Raw genomic sequence first — 18,690 nt, 5'->3', positions numbered from 1 at the left:
CAAATGAAAAAATATACATTATCATTTCTTTTCCTGCTGGTTGTCATAAACAGCCATGCATGGAATGCTATCAAACTGTTGCACAACTATAACTATTATGCCAGATTTGGTTATAATCTGGGCGGAACAGCACCAGTTGGCATGCCCGCTTCTATCCGTTCACTCGACAGCTACAGCATCCGTCCCAACTTCACGCTTGGTGTAGACGCCCATCATCCCTTTACCGACAAATGGGGAATCATGTTTGGACTTCATTTCGAGAACAAAGGCATGAAAACAGATGCTACCGTCAAGAACTACCACATGAAGATAACACGTGGCAACGAGGAGTTGGAAGGTATGTTTACCGGAAGTGTAGTAACCAAAGTAGACCAAAGTCTTGCTACGATCCCCGTACAAGCCACCTACGATATCAGCAAAAAGGTACGTGTCAAGTTAGGTCCTTACTTCTCGTATGTCACCTCACACAAGTTCAGCGGTTACGCCTACAATGGTTACATCCGTGTAAGAGAGGATGGACATTCTAAAGACGACCCAACAGGACAGAAAGTAGAACTTGGCAATGGCGACGGTTCGCGTGGAGACTATGATTTCTCTACAGACATGCGTAACTGGCAGTTTGGTATCGATGCAGGTGCCGACTGGTATATCACCAAACGATGGGGAGCTTCTGTAGGACTGACATGGGGTCTCTCGGAGATATTCAAAAAAGACTTTGATGTTATCGAACAACCTCTCTACCCCATCTACGGAACTATAGGCATTATTTATCAATTAAAATAATTTTAAACTTAGAAGAAAATGAAGAAAAATCTATTCTATTTCTTATTGGCAGCACTCTGCACAATAAGTTTCACAGCGTGTGGCAGTGATGACAATGGTGATGGCGAAAATGGTGGCTTCACCGAGTTGGAACACGTATGGAGCCTTGAGCCTACAGTAATGTATGACGCGTCAGGCAATGTAACCACTAACCCTGACGATGCCGCAAAATACACAGGCTCTGTCCAGGTAACATGGGATTGCCCTGAAGGAACAAGCCTCGAGTGGGGTGAAGGCGAAAATAAAATGCAACTTCCTGTTGCCGCCATTAAGCAACTTGTCGAGAATATGGGCAACGCAAGCCTGCCATCAGTTCTCAAGAGCGTAGAATTCAAGTCTAATGGTCAGATTGTAGCAGTGTACAAGGATGCAGCAACCACTTCTATTGCTAACGATGGTTGGAAGACTGCTTCAGACTATGCTACCTACAAAAAGGTAAACAACAACCAAATTCTTGTTTTTCTCAATACAGCCAAGGTAACAGAAGGTATGGAAGCTGACGAGAAAGCAGCCCTCACCGAAGTAATCAAAATATTCAAGGATGGTATTCCTGTCAACATTCGTTGGAGTGCCAACAACACCAAGGCATACTTCTACATTGATAAGGCATTCGCCACTTCTTTGTTGGACAACCAGACGCTCAAGGCTATGTTGGATCGCCTCGGCAACACTGATGCTGAAACAAATAGTACTGTCATAATGATCAAGGCTATTGTAAATTCAGCAAAGGACGTTATGAACAAGACTACAAAATTTGAGGCAGGCTTGGAACTGATGCAGTAATCACATCCCCTACTCTCAAATCAATATAGCGGGAGACAAACGAACAGGTTTCGTTTGTCTCCCGTTTGTTGTATATCTCAATCTGATTTGAACTTTTGCAAGTTTAGAACTTGCGAAAATTCAGTTACAGAACTATTATCTGAAACACTTTTTTCAGTAAAAACTTTGTAAAGTCTGAATTTTAAGCTAACTTTGCAAAAGATATGTAGAACTAAACTTTATCAGCGAATGAAACATTACGAGATAAACAAAGATATGCGTTATCTGCAACTATTGGCACAGTCGTTCCCGACAATAGCAGAAGCCAGTACCGAAATCATCAACTTGCAAGCCATTCTCAACCTTCCAAAAGGCACTGAACACTTCCTGGCTGATATCCACGGCGAATACGAGGCTTTCCTGCATGTGCTGAAAAACGCATCAGGAAACATCAAGCGAAAGGTGAACGAGCTCTTCGGCAACACCTTGCGCGAAGCTGAAAAACGTGAGTTATGTACGCTCATATACTATCCTGAGCAGAAACTGGAACTGGTAAAGCAAAACGAACCCGACATCAACGACTGGTACCACATCACACTGCACCAGCTCGTGGCAGTATGCCGTGATGTGTCGAGCAAATACACCCGCTCGAAGGTGAGAAAGTCGCTACCCTGCGACTTCTCTTACATCATACAGGAACTCCTGCACGAACATACCGAAGACCACGACAAAACAGCTTATGTCAACGTCATCGTCGACACCATCATATCGACAGGACGTGCCGACGACTTCATCATCGCCATAGCCAATGTGATACAGCGGCTTGCCATAGACCAGCTACACATCCTGGGCGACATCTACGACCGTGGACCAGGTGCACACATCATCCTCGACAAGATGCGCCATTACCACAGTTGGGATATACAATGGGGCAACCACGATGTACTCTGGATGGGTGCTGCCGCAGGTAATAATGCCTGCATTTGCAACGTGATCCGTCTGAGCCTGCGCTATGCCAACCTCTCCACCTTGGAAGAAGGCTACGGCATCAACCTTATCCCCCTGGCCACTTTTGCCATGGAAGCCTACAAGGATGATGAATGTGCAGAATTTATTCCCAAGATGAGTGGTGGCGCAGCTGCCATAGACGAAAAGACCAAGCGCCTGACATCCCAGATGCACAAAGCCATTGCCATCATCCAGTTTAAGATAGAGGGACAACTCATCGCCAAGCATCCCGAATGGAAGATGGACAAGCGCCGACTCTTCGAACACATCAACTATGAGAAAAAGGAGATTGAGATAGACGGTAAGATCTACCCCATGACATCGTGCCACTTCCCTACCATCAATCCCGCCTCACCCTACGAGTTGTCGCCAGAGGAAATGGTGCTGATGGCAAAGTTGCACCATTCGTTCATGGTATGCGAAAAACTGCACAAGCACATCAAGGTAATGCTGCAGCACGGCTGCATGTACACCATCATCAACAACAACCTGCTCTTCCACGCATCGTGCCCACTCAATGAGGACGGTTCGCTGAAAGAGGTTGAGATATTCCCTGGCAAGAAGTTCGCAGGCCGCGACCTCATGCACCAGACTGGCATGCAGATACGCACAGCCTTCCAGTCTGACTCCGACCCTAAAGAGCGCGAATACGCCATCGACTACTTCATCTACCTATGGTGCGGTCCTGACAGTCCTCTCTTCGACAAGAGCAAGATGGCTACCTTTGAGCGATACTTCATCACCGACAAAGAAACCCACAAGGAAGAAAAAGGCTATTACTTCCTCTTGCGTGACGACGAGCAAGTCATCGACCATATCATGGATGCCTTTGGAGTGACTGGTCCTAACCGCCATATCATCAACGGACACGTGCCCGTACGCACCACCAAGGGCGAGAACCCCATCAAGGCCAATGGCAAGCTGATGGTGATAGACGGAGGTTTCTCGAAAGCATACCACAACGAGACGGGTATTGCCGGCTACACCTTGGTTTATCACTCCCGCGGTTTCCAGTTGGTACAGCACGAACCCTTCACCAGTACAGAGGATGCCATCCTGCGAGGCACCGACATCAAGAGCACCACACAGATTGTGGAAATGTCGAACCGACGCATGCTCGTGGCAGATACCGACATAGGCAGGGAGTTGCGCAAGCAAATTGCCGACCTGGAAGAACTGCTGTATGCCTATAGACATGGCTTCGTGAAAGAATCGGAAAGAAAGAAATAATAAAGAAATCCGCTGCAAATCGATGATTTGCAGCGGATTGTTGTTATGTAGTCGATAGGGGAATCGAACCCCTATGCCAAGATTGAGAATCTTGTATCCTAACCATTAGATGAATCGACCAAAATTGCACTCACGAAAATCAGCTTGCGGAAGGTGGGGGATTCGAACCCCCGGTACGGTAATCCCGCACGTCAGTTTAGCAAACTGGTGGTTTCAGCCACTCACCCAACCTTCCTTGTCGGACTCGTTAACCGAACTCAAGCATCATTTCTCAAATGCGAGTGCAAAGGTAACGCTTTTATTTCATTCCACCAAATTTTTCGGCAATTATTTTTCAAATATTCTAATTTTCGCCTGTAAACTGGCCTATGAAGTAGATAGAGCCGCTGCGAACATCGGTTATCATATAGACGAAAGGATGGTCAGCATGGAACACTACCCTACGTGGTTCGGGCTGCAAGGAAGTCATCATGACGGTGGCAGCAGTTACGGCTGCAGCTTTGGTTCCCTCTTCGCTCACCTCAATCTTTGCCTTCTGGAGCATCTTGGATACAAAGACATTGCCCTCTGCCAGTTTACTGAAGTTGGCCTTACCAGAATCAAACATGCTTGGAGCACCCAAGTTGCTGACGATCTCATTGAGCGGGAGTTCCAGTTCGGTGGTGAAACGTGGCAACTTAAGGTCTACCACACACTCTTCCATCTGTCCGCTGACAGCAGCCAGTTTCTCTGCATCAAGCGATTTCATCATCTCGTCGACAGACTTGCCCTCATGTGGCAGCAAGACGGTCATCGCATAGGCACCATTGCCATAAGGAAGGTTGATGGCCGAGAACAGTTGATTGTCGGCAAAGAAATACTTGCCCGCACGGTGCATCATGTTCACGCGCTTGATGTCGCGAGTATAGCCCCTGAAGTTCTCCAGCTTGGTTTCGCTCTTCTTGAACTTCTTCTCCCAGCTGCCATTAAAGTAGATGGCGTTCATGATGTACGAGATGGCATTGGCGTCCACCTGATCGATAATAGTAGGAATCATGCCGTCGGTATGCTTCTTACACCAGTCGTTGATATGGGCTGTAGTCTTGCTACTACTGAAGTCAAGCGACTCTATGCCAGCCTGATAGTTGGCAGACACCGCCTTGGCGAACTCATTCTTCAAAGCATAATGCTTGTTGAGCGCGATATAGTTGGCAATATTGACTGTGGTAGAAGGGTCAGCCTTAGCAGCATACTGCATCATGCTGCGACTGAAAGCGTTCAACTCGTCGAGAGTCATATCACCCTCACATCCCAAAGCCTTCAGTATCTCCTGCTGTGTCTGTCCGTCGGCACCATTGGCAAGCATGCCCATGAGGTAGGTGAGACTCAGCGGCGAGATGACCTTGGAGTCGAAACCAGCCACCTGCGAGAAGAAATTGAGTGCAAACTGATTGTTCTTCTTGACGAATGCCTCCTGAGCATCAGAAAGAACGAGATATTCAGGATCCATATTCTCCGCGTTACCTTTAGAAACTTCCAAACTGGTGGTGCCTTCATGCACCTGGTTTTGTGCTTTCTTGCTTGTACTGCAAGATGTGGTCAGCGCCATTGCCATAGCTGCGAGAGCCACTGTTGTCATTTTCTTGTTCATCATTATAATCTCTTATTTGTTGTTTTTACCTGATTAAACACCACTATGACACAATCATTGCACGCCACCTGTGGCTTTTAACCGACATTAACAAAAAAGAGTAGAAGAATGAGCACCACCCTCCTACTCTTTTTTACTTTTTTACCTTTTTACCTTTTTACCTTTCAACAAACTTATCTCCAGTCTGCTTGATGAGCTCCTTGGCATATTTCTCAGGATAGCCTGTGCGTACAGGACGAGCACCCAGCCCCTCCTTGGTACGTACGAAGTTACCATCCTTGTCGGTAGGCTTGATGATCATGTCGTTGTATTTCACCACCATGAATTGGAAGAGCTGCTTCCAACGTGTCAGCATCTGCTGAGCCTTCTCGATGCCATAATCGTTGAGATACTTGACTGCCTGCTGAGGATTCTGCGCATAGAGTTCCTGTGCCTTTGCCTCCACCTCTTTCTGGGCGGCAAAATAACTATTGTCGAGACTGTCGCGCACCTCCTTCAATGAAGGGAACAGCTGGCTGTAACGAGGATAAACCATATTGCTTGTCATATTGCAAACCCAATAGGCGTTCTTGTCACTGAAGGTAACAGCGTCGGCACCAGGTGTGTTGTAGCACTCTGGCTGAATGGTAGAGCTGCAGTAAACAGGTGTGAAAGCCACCATGTTGGCATCATCGTTGCCAAACCAGAGCACACCGCCAATCTCGCGAGGCAACCAAGAGCGCATCTGACTTACATAGACGAAGCCACTCTGCTGTGTGCTTGTAGGACGCTCGTTGAAGCACTGCTTGCCATCCACCTTGAATGAAAGTGGTGTAGGACGATAAGGCATCTGCCAGATACCGCCACCCAAGTCGTCACCATCGGCTACCGAAAGCGGAGTGCCCTCATAATGATCGCGCATGCAAGCCTCCATATCCTGTACACTCACCTTGCGGTCGGGTACTATCCAGAGAGGCATGTCCTCTGCCTGAGGATCCTTGCCAAGCGCCCAAGGCAGGTAACGGCTCATGTCCTTGAAATGATTGAAGAAAGCCCAGGCACGCGCATCACAGAAGCGACGACCCGAGAAATCGGGCTTGGCATAAGCCATCTTCCAAGAGAAGTCGGCATCCTTGCCTTTATACCAGCCCTTGCTGCGTGCAAAAGCCACCACATCCTTGGCATACATCACATTGTGCTTATCCTTCATGTTGAACTTATCGATACGACTCTGGTTGGCATGAGCACAGATGGCATCATCAGGAATACGCTGAGCCACCCATACTACTCCCTTACTGCCGGCTCCCTTGCCCATCATCTCCATGATCCAAGCTTCGTTGGGATCGCAGATAGTGAAGGTCTCACCCTCTGAGTTGTAACCATAGGTATTGGCCAATGTAGTCATCACCTTGATAGCCTCGCGGGCTGTCTTGGAACGCTGCAAGGCAATATAGATAAGCGATCCATAATCGAGAACACCTGTAGAGTCGACCATCTCCTCGCGACCGCCATAGGTAGTCTCGCCAATGGTAACCTGCCACTCATTGATATTACCTATTACATTATAGGTCTCTGGCGCCTCTGGTATTTCGCCATGATACTTGTTGGTATCCCAGTCGAACACCTTACGCATGGTTCCCTTAGCATGCTTGGCAGCTGGATAAAGACAAAGGTTCTGGAACATACCATAATCGTCAGCACTGTAAGAACAGAGCACAGAACCATCTGCAGATGCCTTCTTGCCCACAATGAAATTGGTGCAGGCATCTGCCTCTGAGACACCGCCCACCAAAGCTGCAGCCATCAAGGCCGAAGCAAAAATTTTATTCATAAAATTACACCTTATTATATATATAAGGAGTTAGGAAAAACTCCCAACTCCTCAAGAATATTGTACTGTAGAACAAAAAGAAAAGCATAAAGAGTCCTCCCTCTTCGTTCTTCTTCACTCTAAATCTTCAATTACTTACTCGCAGGCCTTGAAACTCATGTCCAATCCCTTCACGCTATGGGTAAGCGCACCCACAGAGATAAAGTCAACTCCCTGCTCGGCATAGTCGCGGATGGTGTCGTAAGTAATGCCGCCAGATGACTCCGTCTCGTACTTGCCGGCGATGATGTCCACAGCCTTCTTGGTATCAGGCACAGAGAAGTTGTCGAGCATGATACGGTTGACGCCACCATGCTTCAACACCTGGTCGAGTTCGTCGAAGCTGCGAACCTCAATCTCTATCTTCAGGTTGAGTCCCTTCTCCTTCAGGTAAGCATGACAACGGTCGATGGCGTTGTCGATACCACCAGCGAAGTCGATATGATTATCCTTGAGAAGTATCATATCGAAGAGACCGATACGATGATTCATTCCTCCACCTATCTTCACAGCCTGCTTCTCAAGCATACGCAAACCTGGTGTGGTCTTACGGGTATCGAGAACATGTGTCTTTGTTCCCTCCAGACGCTTCACATACTTGGCTGTCATAGTAGCAATACCACTCATGCGCTGCATGATGTTGAGCATCAGTCGCTCTGTCTGAAGCAAAGAACGGATCTTTCCCTCTACCACCATGGCGATATCACCCTTCTTGACAGGAGTACCGTCCTGCATGAGCACCTCCACCTTCATGGTTGGGTCGAAACGTGCAAACACTTTCTTGGCTACTTCCACACCTGCCAAGATGCCATCTTCCTTGATGAGCAGATGGCTCTTACCCATAGCATCCTCTGGAATACAGCAGAGAGTGGTATGGTCACCGTCACCAATATCCTCAGCGAAAGCCAAGTCTATCAATTTGTCTTCTAACTGATCTACGCTTAACATAATCTATCGTTTTAGTTTTATTGATTACTCTTTGTTTATAATTGAACTACCGGATAAGAGGAGTGAAGGAGTGAAATCTCTATACTCCCAACCGATGTCCATGATGATAAGCTCTGAGGCGTCCGGCTTCGTCAGCCTTGACTTCTATCACGCCTCCAAGCCATTCAGTCATGGGCTGTTCGTGCAAAAAGGGAAAAGTCCTTGTCACAACACCCCCGTCGGACAACTCAACGATTCCTTGTTCTATAGCCGTTCCATCTTCCAGGACGATCTGATGAGCTGCATATCTCTTCATTCTCTCACTTCCGTTTGATTGGCTGACATTTGAACGGCTACCTATTTGATAGCCTTGACATCCACCTTCTCTATTTTCTTTAGTTCTCGAGGAGCGATAAGCTTTCTGTTGACAGCAGGAGTTGGCTTCAGAGGCATGTCGGCCTTGCGGGAAACTGTCTTTGGAGAGACCGACTCATCAGCCGGTTTCACAACTTCTGCCGGTGTATTGACGCCGGGCTTACCCATACTGTCCTTGTCAAACCTGTCAGCATCACCCGATGATACATTAACGGGCTGTACTGGCTTCTTGTGCATCTTGATCATGCGGATATGATCCAGAAACATCAGTTTGAGCGTTGTTGCCGAACTGAAGTCGTTGGAGAAGTCACCACTGTTGAGCAAGAAGAATCCCTTGACACTCTTGATACCAAGCGTATCACGGTCCTCCACCTGCATGGAGTAATGCTGAGAACTCTGTACATGAACTACCTGCGAGGCGATACTGTCGTTACTGAACTGAACCGCCAAAACAGCCAGTCCGTCGCGTATACCATCCTGATAAATGAAATGCGACTCAAAATCGAGCATGATACAGTCACCCTTATGGAAGGACGTGTCTGCCTTCACCTCGAAATTATAATAGTTGAGTGGCTTGGCTGTCATGAACACCAATGATTGCGCACCACGCCAGATGTTGGTAGTGTCACCCGAAGAAGCCAAATCGCCAAAGCGGCTCTGGTCGCTGGCATCTGCACCCAACGACACAGCCTCATCGTTGAGCCGGTCACTAAGGTTCTTGTAGATGGTGTACATCTTGTCGGTATGGCGCATGTAGTAAACCATAGAAGAGTCGAACTCTGCCGATGTCACATCATGCTTTCGCAGCACGGCATCCTTGTAGATAAAGCGCTGCGTCTCATCGCCACCCTCATTCTGAACCATAGCCAAGGCGAGATGATAGTCATAAAGAATATCCTCCATCTTGCCCTGCGACAATACGTCATCGGGCAGGCTGGGCTTACACCCCGTAAGCGACATACAGCATGCCGACATCAAGAGAGCCAATACCCACAGAGTCTGCTTCATTTTCATCATGCCTTTTCCTCCTCATTCTTCGTGTCTAAATTCTCCTTATTCTTATCCGAAGTTTCTTCTTTCTTGTCCAAAACCTCCTCCTTCTTACCTAAAGCCTCCAACTCCTTACGACAGAAGAGCAAGAGAGAGATGATACCTACCGTGACACAAGAGTCGGCAAAGTTGAATACCGGATCGAAGAACGTAAACTCGCTTCCTCCCCAAAACGGGAACCACGAAGGCCATGTAAAGGTGAAGAAAGGAAAACGGAACATATCGACCACCTTACCCATCATAAATGCTGAGTAACCTTGACCAAAAGGTACAAATTTGGCTACATAGAAAGGTTCGGAAGAAGTGAATATGAGACCATAGAACATAGAGTCTATCATATTGCCAATGGCACCCGTGGTAACCAGCGCCACCATATAGATATACAGCAGGCGATGGGTTCCGGCCTTGATGATGTTGCGCAGATAGCACAGCAGGACAATGATGGCAACAGTACGAACCAAACTCAGCGTGAGCTTGTTGATAAACGACATGCCCCATGCCATACCATTGTTCTCCACGAAATCTATAAAGAACCAGTCTGTAACACGAACAGACTCACCAAGGTAAAAGTGGGTTTTGATATATAGCTTGATTATCTGGTCAATAACCAGCAATATCACCACCATTGCCGTGACGAGCCATCCTGTATGAATTTTACATTGCTTCATTTATTAATAATTGAACTTTGGCAAGTTCAGAAGTTATAAAAGTTAAAGAAGTTATCACTCCCTTCAGTCGTTAGAAGTTATAGCCAATAGCCTTGATGTTTTATTTCAAGTGCTCTAAAGCATTTGTCTAACTCCTTTAACTTTTTTTACTTCCCTGTTTGCGAAAGTTGAGTTAATGCTTTCTGGCTTGCTTAGAAGCGACACTCAACGTAGCATGCGGAACAGCCCGGAGACGCTCTTTAGGAATCAACTCTCCTGTCTCACGGTCGATACCGTAAGTTTTGTTCTTGATGCGAATGAGAGCGGCCTCCAACCCCAAGATGAATTTCTGCTGGCGCTGTGCCATCTGGATAATCTCCTCTTTGCTCTGAGCCTCACTACCCTCCTCCAAAGCCTTGTAGGTGGGTGATGTATCAATGATGTCATTACTGTTTGAATGATTGAGCTGTGCCATCATTTCCTCATAATTGGCTCGTGCCACTTTCAGTTTCTCGTTTATGATGTCGCGGAACTCCTCGAGCTCCTCATCACTGTATCTTTTCTTTTCGCTTGCCATAGATATTAAGTATTAAGTTAATAAAAATGTATGATTAATTTTTCTCTACCAGAATATTGAGCTTGAACTCGTCGAACTCAGTTTCTGATCCATTGTTTTCTGCTATCAGGATAGAGTCAGCCAACACCTGTGTCTTGATGTAGTCGCCGAAAGCCTCTATGGCAGCATTGGTCTCCTCGTTAGGAGCCACAGTCACCTTGATGCGGTCGGTAATCTCAAGACCTGTCTCCTTGCGGAGGTTCTGGATACGGTTGATCAGCTCACGGGCCATACCCTCCTTCTTCAATTCAGGAGTCAACTCTACCTCAAGCGCTACGGTCAGATTACCCTCGTTAGATACGAGCCATCCTGGGATATCCTCTGAGATAATCTCCACGTCGGCTACCTCTACCACGGCTTCCTGTCCGTCAACGTTCAGTGTGATGTTGCCTGCCTTTTCGAAGGCTGCAATCTGGTCCTGGTCGAGCGCAGACATCTGGGCAGCAACACCCTTCATCAGCTTGCCGAACTTCTTACCCATCACTCTGAAGTTACACTTCACCTTCTTCACGAGAATACCCTGCCCCTCTATGAAGTTAACCTCCTTCACGTTCACCTCGTTCTTCAACAGTCCGGCTACTGCCTCGATGTGTGCCTTCTGTACATCATCTACGGCAGGAATCATGATCTGCTGCAGTGGCTGACGAACCTTGATGTTCACCTTACGGCGCAATGCTAATACCATAGAAGTAATCTTCTGTGCGATGGCCATACGCTCCTCCAGATCGGCATCGATAGCAGCCTCATCGGCTACAGGGTACTTATCGAGATGTACACTCTCCAACTCGCCGCCCAAGTCGTGATACAACTCGTCAGCATAGAATGGAGCGAATGGTGCCAAGAGCTTAGCCACTGTCATCAGACAGGTATAGAGAGTCTGGTAAGCGCTGAGCTTATCCTCGCTCATCTCCTTACCCCAGAAACGTTTACGGTTCAGACGAACGTACCAGTTGGAGAGGTCATCGTTGACGAAAGCATCGATAAGACGTCCTGCGCGGGTTGGATCGTAACCAGCCAACTCTCTGTCAACGCCCTTGATGAGGGTATTGAGTGAAGAGAGAATCCAGCGGTCAATCTCTGGGCGCTTCTCGAATGGCACCTGAGCAGCCTCAGCATCGAAACCATCTACATTAGCATAGAGGGCGAAGAAGCTGTAGGTATTATATAAGGTACCGAAGAACTTGCGACGGGTCTCGTCCACACCGTTAGGATCGAACTTGAGGTTATCCCAAGGCTCGCTGTTGGTCATCATATAGAAACGAACAGGGTCGGCACCATACTTGTCGATCATCTCGAATGGGTTGGTCACGTTGCCCACGTGCTTACTCATCTTGTTGCCCTTGGCATCGAGAACGAGACCAGAAGAGATGACGTTCTTGAAGGCTACACTATCGAATACCATGGTAGCAATGGCATGCAGGGTGAAGAACCATCCACGGGTCTGATCCACGCCCTCGTTGATGAAGTCGGCAGGATAGAACTTAGGAGGAATAGCATATCCCTCGTAGGTGCTGTGGATGAGTGCATCGCGATCAGCCTCTGTACCACGGGCCATTTCGCCCTCGAATGGGTAGTGTAGCTGGGCGTAAGGCATTGAACCAGAATCGAACCAAACATCGATCAGGTCGCTCTCACGATACATTGGCTTGCCCTCCTCGTTAACCAATACAATCTTGTCAACGTATGGACGGTGGAGGTCAATCTTATCATAGTTCTCCTGACTGTAGTCGCCAGGCACGAAACCATTCTCCTTCAATGGGTTGCTCTGCATGATGCCGGCAGCCACAGACTTCTCGATTTCAGCATAGAGCTCCTCAAGGCTGCCGATGCACTTCTCGCCACGGTTCTCGTCACGCCAGATAGGCAATGGAGTACCCCAGAAGCGGGAACGTGAAAGGTTCCAGTCGTTCAGATTCTCGAGCCAGTTGCCGAAACGGCCAGTACCGGTGCTCTCTGGCTGCCAGTTGATGGTCTTGTTGAGTTCCACCATGCGCTCCTTGCGGGCGGTATCCTTGATAAACCAGCTATCCAATGGGTAGTAGAGGATAGGCTTGTCGGTACGCCAGCAGTGAGGATAGTTGTGCACGTGCTTCTCGCTCTTGAATGCCTTGCCCTCCTGTTTCAACTCGTAGCAGAGTACGATATTCAGGTCTTCAGCCTTATCAGAAGCCTTCTTATCCCAGACACCATCCACATTAAACTGTGGGTCGTAGGCATTCTTCACGTAGTCGCCTGCGTGATGAGCGTATGCCTCCTTGTTGACGCAAGCATTCACGAAGTTGGCATCGAGGTCCTCGATGAGATAGAACTTACCCTGCAGGTCAACCATTGGACGAGTCTCGCCCTTCTTATTAATAAGGTAAAGCGCAGGGATGTTGGCATCCTTAGCCACCTTGGCATCATCAGCACCAAATGTAGGAGCGATGTGAACGATACCAGTACCGTCATCGATAGTAACATAGTCGCCGAGGATCACGCGGAAAGCCTCGCTATCCATCTCTACGAACTTATCGCGACCATCCTCAGAAGCGAATACCTTCTCAGGATGAGCTGCTGCATATTCTGTAACGAAAGCTGGAGCGAAAGCATCTACCTTCTCGCATGGCTTTACCCATGGCAGGAGCTGCTCATAGTGCATGCCTTCGAGGTCGGTACCCTTCATGTGGTCGATAACACGCCATGGGCACTGCTTCTTCTCCTTGTCGAATGGAAGGAGATCGCCCTCCTTGCACTCCTGGTCAGCCTTCAGATATGAACCTACCAGCGCCTCAGCCATCACGAGTGTCATAGGCTCGCCATTGTAGAGGTTGTAGGTCTCGATAGCTACATAGTCGATCTTAGGACCTACACAGAGAGCCACGTTTGATGGCAAAGTCCAAGGTGTAGTGGTCCATGCGATGAAGTATGGCTTGCCCCACTTGGTCCACTCAGCCTTAGGATCCTTGATGAGGAACTGGGCTGTGGTGGTGAGGTCCTTTACATCGCGGTAGCAACCAGGCTGGTTCAACTCGTGAGAACTCAAACCTGTACCTGCGCCTGGAGAGTATGGCTGGATGGTGTAACCCTTGTAGAGCAGACCCTTGTTGTAGAGCTGCTTGAGGAGCCACCAGAGTGTCTCGATATACTTGTTATCGTAAGTGATGTAAGGATGATCGAGATCCACGAAGTAACCCATTTTCTCGGTCAGCTCGCGCCATTCGGCAGTAAACTTCATCACATTCTCACGACACTTATGGTTATAGTCCTCTGTAGAGATATACTTCTCAGAAGCCTTGTTGTCGATATCCTTCTTGGTGATGCCGAGTTCCTTCTCGACACCAAGCTCAACAGGAAGTCCGTGAGTATCCCATCCAGCCTTGCGGTGAACCTGGAATCCCTTCATCGTCTTGTATCTGTTGAACGTATCCTTGATACTACGCGCCAGCACGTGGTGAATACCAGGGTGGCCATTAGCAGATGGAGGTCCCTCGAAGAAGATAAACTGAGGGCAGCCTTCACGCTCGTCAATAGACTTGTGGAAGATATCATTCTTCTCCCACTCTGCAAGTACGTCATTGTTGGTCTTTGTCAAGTTGAGACCATTGTGTTCGGCAAATTTCTTAGCCATATTACCTTTATATTATATTGTTTATTTTCTTTTGCGCGCAAAGTTACAAAAAAAATATGTTCCTCCCAAATCTAATATGATTTTTTTACAAAACAAAACCTCGCGCCATATCCCAAAAAGATATAACGCGAGGTAAATATCACGGTTTCAGAGCGATTTTATCGCTTTTTCGTCATTTTTTAGTGGCTCTCCTCCTCGGCAGCCTTTGTCTTGGCGTCGTTAGGACCGTAGAGACCATAATAAGCCTGGAAGCGGTTATAGCCCCAGTTGGCCTTCTCCTTGTTTGGATCGAGTTCCTTAGCCTTATCGAGGTGCTTGATAGACTCCTCGTAAACAGCCTTACCCTCTTCCTTGCTAAGGTTAGAAGCCTTCACATTGAGGCAGGCACCGAGATAAGTCATCACAACCACGTTGTCAGGCTGTACAGCAAGCGCCTTGTTCAGGCATTCGATAGCCTTGTCGGCATCGTTCTTGCTGATATAATACATACCTTTGTCGGCCAAAGCTACGAAGTTGTTTGGATTCTTGGCAATAGCACCGTCGAGCAACTCGACCTGCTCCTTCTCCATCTTCAATGAAGAGTACATGCTGTTCAGACCGTCCAGAATCACATCATTATTCTCGTCGTTGACATAGAGAGCCTTCAACTTCTCGACGTAAGCCAGAGAGTCAGCATGATTCTTCAAGGCGTCTTTCATCACGTAGAGTTTCAGGTTGAGAGCATCCTTAGCCTGCTCCGGATCCTTCATAGCGATGTCGCAATACTTCTCGCAGCGCTTGATGTCCTTAGCCTGGTAAGCATAACGAGCGGCGAAGAGAGCCACCTGACCCAGGTAATCCTTCTCTGCCTCTTTCTCCTTTACCTTAGAATCGAAGAGAGGAGCATTCTCTGTATCGAGGAACTGACCCCAGTACTTGAGCACGTTCTCTGGCTGATTCTTCTGGGCAGCATCCTGACCAGCATTAACGAGCTGGATACGGGCTGACCAAACGAGATCCTTGTTGCCATTATACTTAGGCTTCACCTTACCCTTGGCATCAGGGAGCTGGTCGTACTTGTAGCACTCAATGGCAGAGGTAAGCGCATTGTAGGCATTCTTGTACATCGACTCCTTGTCGGCTGTAGTTGTCTTCTTAATCTGGTCTTCCAATTCCTTGGCAGACTCCTTGTTGAAGGCATCCATACTGAGTTTTACCAGGTAGTTGTAAGCCTTGGCTCTCTCGGCGTCGCTTGCCATAGAAGCAAGATTCTGCTTTACCAATTCCTTGGCCTCAGAATACTTCTTGGCACTGAGCACAGCCTTGAGAGCATCGCTGTCGCCAGCAAAAGCTGATGTGGCACCTAGTACCAACATAGCAGCAACAATAAACTTTTTCATGTTCTTTATCAATTAAGTTTGTGTTAATTTGTTAATTCACATTATTCGAAGTCGATGTTGGGAGTTTCCTCTGTATCGGGAGTTTCCTCGCTCTCTGCAGATGCTGTCTCACCCTCTATCTCCTCGCTCTTCTTGGCCCATGCAGCCTTGCTCTCCTCCTCTACCGAAGCCTCAAGTTCCGAGCTCATCACCTTGCATACGCTGGCAATGACATCATTCTTCTTGGCCAGGTTGATGAGGCGTACGCCCTGTGTGGCACGTCCCATGACGCGGCACTCAGACACAGCCAGTCGGATAACAATACCGCTCTGATTGATGATCATCAGGTCGTTCTCGTCGGTCACATTCTTGATAGCTACCAGTCGGCCGGTCTTGTCGGTAATATTCAGGGTCTTCACACCCTTACCACCACGGTTGGTCACACGGTAATCCATCACATCCGAACGTTTGCCGTAACCCCGTTCGCTCACCACCATGACGGTTTCCTTTTCAGGATCGTTGACAACGATCATACCTACTACCGCATCATCGTCACCATCAAGACGCATGCCACGAACACCCGTTGAGGTACGTCCCATCGTTCGGATAGTATTCTCATCGAAGCGTACAGCACGACCATTGCGGTTGGCCATAATCAGCTCGTTGTGACCATTGGTCAGACGAACGTCAACCACCTCGTCGCCCTCTACGATATTGATGGCAATCACACCATTGGCACGAGGACGTGAGTAAGCCTCCAGACAAGTCTTCTTCACCGTACCGTTCTTAGTAGCGAATACTATATAATGACTGTTGATGAACTCGGCATCGTTCAAACCTCTGAGACGGAGGAAAGCATTCACCTGGTCATCGCTGTCGATATTGAGAAGGTTCTGGATGGCACGGCCCTTAGAGTTGCGGTCGCCCTCAGGAATCTCGTAACACTTCAGCCAATAGCATCGTCCCTTCTTGGTGAAGAAGAGCATCGTCTGGTGCATGGTGGCAGGATAAATATACTCGGTGAAGTCCTTGTCGCGTGTGCGGGCACCTTTGGCACCTACTCCACCACGTGCCTGCTCACGGAACTCTGACAATGGAGTACGCTTGATATAGCCAAGATGGCTCACGGTGATGACTACAGGGTCGTTGGGATAGAAGTCCTCTGGATTGAACTCGTGGTCGTCGGGCTTGATCATGGTGCGGCGTGCGTCACCATACTTCTCTTTCACCTCGTTCAACTCGTCCTTCATCACCTTCTTGCAAAGCTCAGGGTCATTGAGAATCTGGTTCAAATAGTCGATGGTCTTCATCAACTCGTCAAACTCGTTGTGCAACTGCTCCAAGCGCAAGCCTGTGAGCTGGCTCAGACGCATATCCACAATCGCCTTGCTCTGCAGTTCATCCAACTCGAAACGCTTCTCCAGGTTGCGCTGAGCATCAGAAGGAGTCTTGCTGGCACGGATAATATGTACCACCTCGTCGATATTGTCGCAGGCGATGATCAAACCTTCCAGGATATGAGCACGCTCCTGTGCCTTCTTCAATTCGAACTGAGTACGACGGATCGTCACATCATGACGATGGTCTACGAAATACTTCACGCACTCCTTCAGGCTCAACAGGCGAGGACGGCCACCCACAAGGGCGATACAATTCACAGAGAACGAGCTCTGTAGCGCAGTCATCTTGAAGAGTTTATTGAGCAGAACATTGGCGTTGGCGTCACGCTTCACGTCTACCACGATACGCATACCCTGACGACCAGACTCATCGTTCACGTTGGCGATTCCGTCTACACGGCCTTCCTTCGCAAGGTCGGCAATGGCCATCACGAGCTGTTCTTTGTTGACACCATAAGGAATCTCGGTAATAACGATTTTGTCGTGACTGTCGCCACACTCTATTTCGGCTGTAGCACGAACCACGATACGGCCACGACCTGTCTCGTAAGCATCCTTCACTCCCTGGATACCATAAATAGTGGCACCTGTTGGGAAGTCGGGAGCAGGGATATACTGCATCAATCCATCGGTATCGATATCAGGATTGTCGATGTAGGCACAGCAACCGTCAATCACCTCACCCAGGTTGTGGGTAGGAATATTGGTAGCCATACCTACGGCGATACCATTACCACCATTGACGAGGAGGTTAGGAATCTTGGTAGGCATCACTGTAGGCTCCTGCAGGGTGTCATCAAAGTTGTTCATCATGTCAACGGTTTCCTTGTCCAGGTCGTCCATGATGTGTTCTCCCATCTTGGAGAGGCGGCACTCTGTATAACGCATGGCTGCAGGTGAGTCGCCATCCACAGAACCGAAGTTACCCTGTCCGTCGATAAGGGTATAGCGCATGTTCCATTCCTGTCCCATACGAACAAGGGCACCGTAAACAGAACTGTCGCCATGAGGGTGATACTTACCCAACACCTCACCTACTACGCGGGCACATTTCTTATAAGGTTTGTCACTGGTGTTTCCAATACCCAACATACCGTATAGGATACGGCGATGTACAGGCTTGAAACCATCACGCACATCAGGAAGGGCACGAGCCACGATCACCGACATAGAATAGTCGATGTAGGATGACTTCATCTCCTCCTCGATGTTGATTTTCATGATTCTGTCATGATCAAGAGTCTGATTTTCGTCCATTTAAATTTAACGTTGTATTTTAATTGTTTTTATTCTTCATTTTTGCGACAAAATCGCCTCTAAGGCTATTTTTTTGCGTTCTAAGCGTTTTTTGCCAAATGCTAATTCTCGACAAAGGTACAAATAATAATTCAATAAAAGCCGTTAAATCG

13 protein-coding genes and 2 tRNA genes are annotated in these 18,690 nt (G+C 48.1%); 3 read left to right on the top strand and 12 right to left on the bottom strand.

Annotation, left to right across the window (positions count from 1 at the left end):
• The first annotated feature begins 3 nt into the window (after positions 1-3).
• The 3 genes from F7D20_RS10280 to F7D20_RS10270 all read left to right on the top strand — a co-directional run bounded on the left by F7D20_RS10280 (position 4) and on the right by F7D20_RS10270 (position 3,822).
• Positions 4-783, top strand: a complete 780-nt coding sequence (locus F7D20_RS10280) for a porin family protein (RefSeq protein ID WP_158463958.1) — start codon at positions 4-6, stop codon at positions 781-783.
• Positions 784-801: 18 nt separating this feature from the next.
• Positions 802-1,605, top strand: coding sequence for a hypothetical protein (locus F7D20_RS10275; protein ID WP_158463957.1), 804 nt, complete (start codon positions 802-804; stop codon positions 1,603-1,605).
• Between the two features lie 228 nt (positions 1,606-1,833).
• Complete coding sequence (locus F7D20_RS10270) at positions 1,834-3,822, top strand: fructose-1,6-bisphosphatase (protein ID WP_158463956.1); 1,989 nt, start codon at positions 1,834-1,836, stop codon at positions 3,820-3,822.
• 48 nt (positions 3,823-3,870) lie between these two features.
• On the opposite strand, the gene F7D20_RS10265 is transcribed toward F7D20_RS10270, so the two are convergent.
• The 12 genes from F7D20_RS10265 to gyrA form a co-directional block, all read right to left on the bottom strand.
• Positions 3,871-3,942, bottom strand: a tRNA-Glu gene (locus tag F7D20_RS10265).
• Positions 3,943-3,969: 27 nt separating this feature from the next.
• Positions 3,970-4,057: transfer RNA gene (locus tag F7D20_RS10260), tRNA-Ser, on the bottom strand.
• A 108-nt stretch (positions 4,058-4,165) separates the two neighbouring features.
• Positions 4,166-5,455 (bottom strand): serpin family protein, encoded by a 1,290-nt coding sequence (locus F7D20_RS10255; protein ID WP_228114170.1) that lies wholly within the window; start codon positions 5,453-5,455, stop codon positions 4,166-4,168.
• 154 nt (positions 5,456-5,609) lie between these two features.
• On the bottom strand, positions 5,610-7,262 hold the full coding sequence (locus tag F7D20_RS10250) for a dipeptidase (protein ID WP_158463955.1): 1,653 nt from the start codon (positions 7,260-7,262) through the stop codon (positions 5,610-5,612).
• A 135-nt stretch (positions 7,263-7,397) separates the two neighbouring features.
• The gene (nadC, locus tag F7D20_RS10245) at positions 7,398-8,249 is read right to left on the bottom strand and encodes a carboxylating nicotinate-nucleotide diphosphorylase (protein WP_022251630.1); all 852 of its coding nucleotides are present in this window, start codon (positions 8,247-8,249) and stop codon (positions 7,398-7,400) included.
• Between the two features lie 79 nt (positions 8,250-8,328).
• A complete protein-coding gene (locus tag F7D20_RS10240; RefSeq protein WP_158463954.1) occupies positions 8,329-8,544 on the bottom strand; it encodes a hypothetical protein in 216 nt (71 codons plus the stop codon).
• 41 nt (positions 8,545-8,585) lie between these two features.
• Complete coding sequence (locus F7D20_RS10235) at positions 8,586-9,620, bottom strand: DUF4296 domain-containing protein (protein ID WP_158463953.1); 1,035 nt, start codon at positions 9,618-9,620, stop codon at positions 8,586-8,588.
• A complete protein-coding gene (locus F7D20_RS10230) occupies positions 9,617-10,321 on the bottom strand; it encodes a lipoprotein signal peptidase (protein ID WP_158463952.1) in 705 nt (234 codons plus the stop codon). Before F7D20_RS10230 ends, F7D20_RS10235 begins: the two co-directional genes overlap by 4 nt.
• Positions 10,322-10,493: 172 nt before the next feature.
• Entirely contained in the window at positions 10,494-10,877 is a 384-nt protein-coding gene (locus F7D20_RS10225; RefSeq protein WP_022251627.1) for a TraR/DksA family transcriptional regulator, read from the bottom strand.
• A 34-nt stretch (positions 10,878-10,911) separates the two neighbouring features.
• Entirely contained in the window at positions 10,912-14,523 is a 3,612-nt protein-coding gene (ileS, locus tag F7D20_RS10220) for an isoleucine--tRNA ligase (protein ID WP_158463951.1), read from the bottom strand.
• 179 nt (positions 14,524-14,702) lie between these two features.
• Positions 14,703-15,902: a hypothetical protein gene (locus tag F7D20_RS10215; RefSeq protein ID WP_158463950.1), complete on the bottom strand. Its 1,200-nt coding sequence runs from the start codon at positions 15,900-15,902 to the stop codon at positions 14,703-14,705.
• A gap of 41 nt (positions 15,903-15,943) precedes the next feature.
• The gene (gene gyrA, locus F7D20_RS10210; RefSeq protein ID WP_158463949.1) at positions 15,944-18,538 is read right to left on the bottom strand and encodes a DNA gyrase subunit A; all 2,595 of its coding nucleotides are present in this window, start codon (positions 18,536-18,538) and stop codon (positions 15,944-15,946) included.
• Between the last annotated feature and the right edge of the window lie 152 nt (positions 18,539-18,690).

Source organism: Segatella copri (assembly GCF_009495355.1).
GTDB lineage: Bacteria > Bacteroidota > Bacteroidia > Bacteroidales > Bacteroidaceae > Prevotella.
Note: the sequence above shows the minus strand (reverse complement) of the source record. Positions and strands in the feature narration are given on the sequence as shown.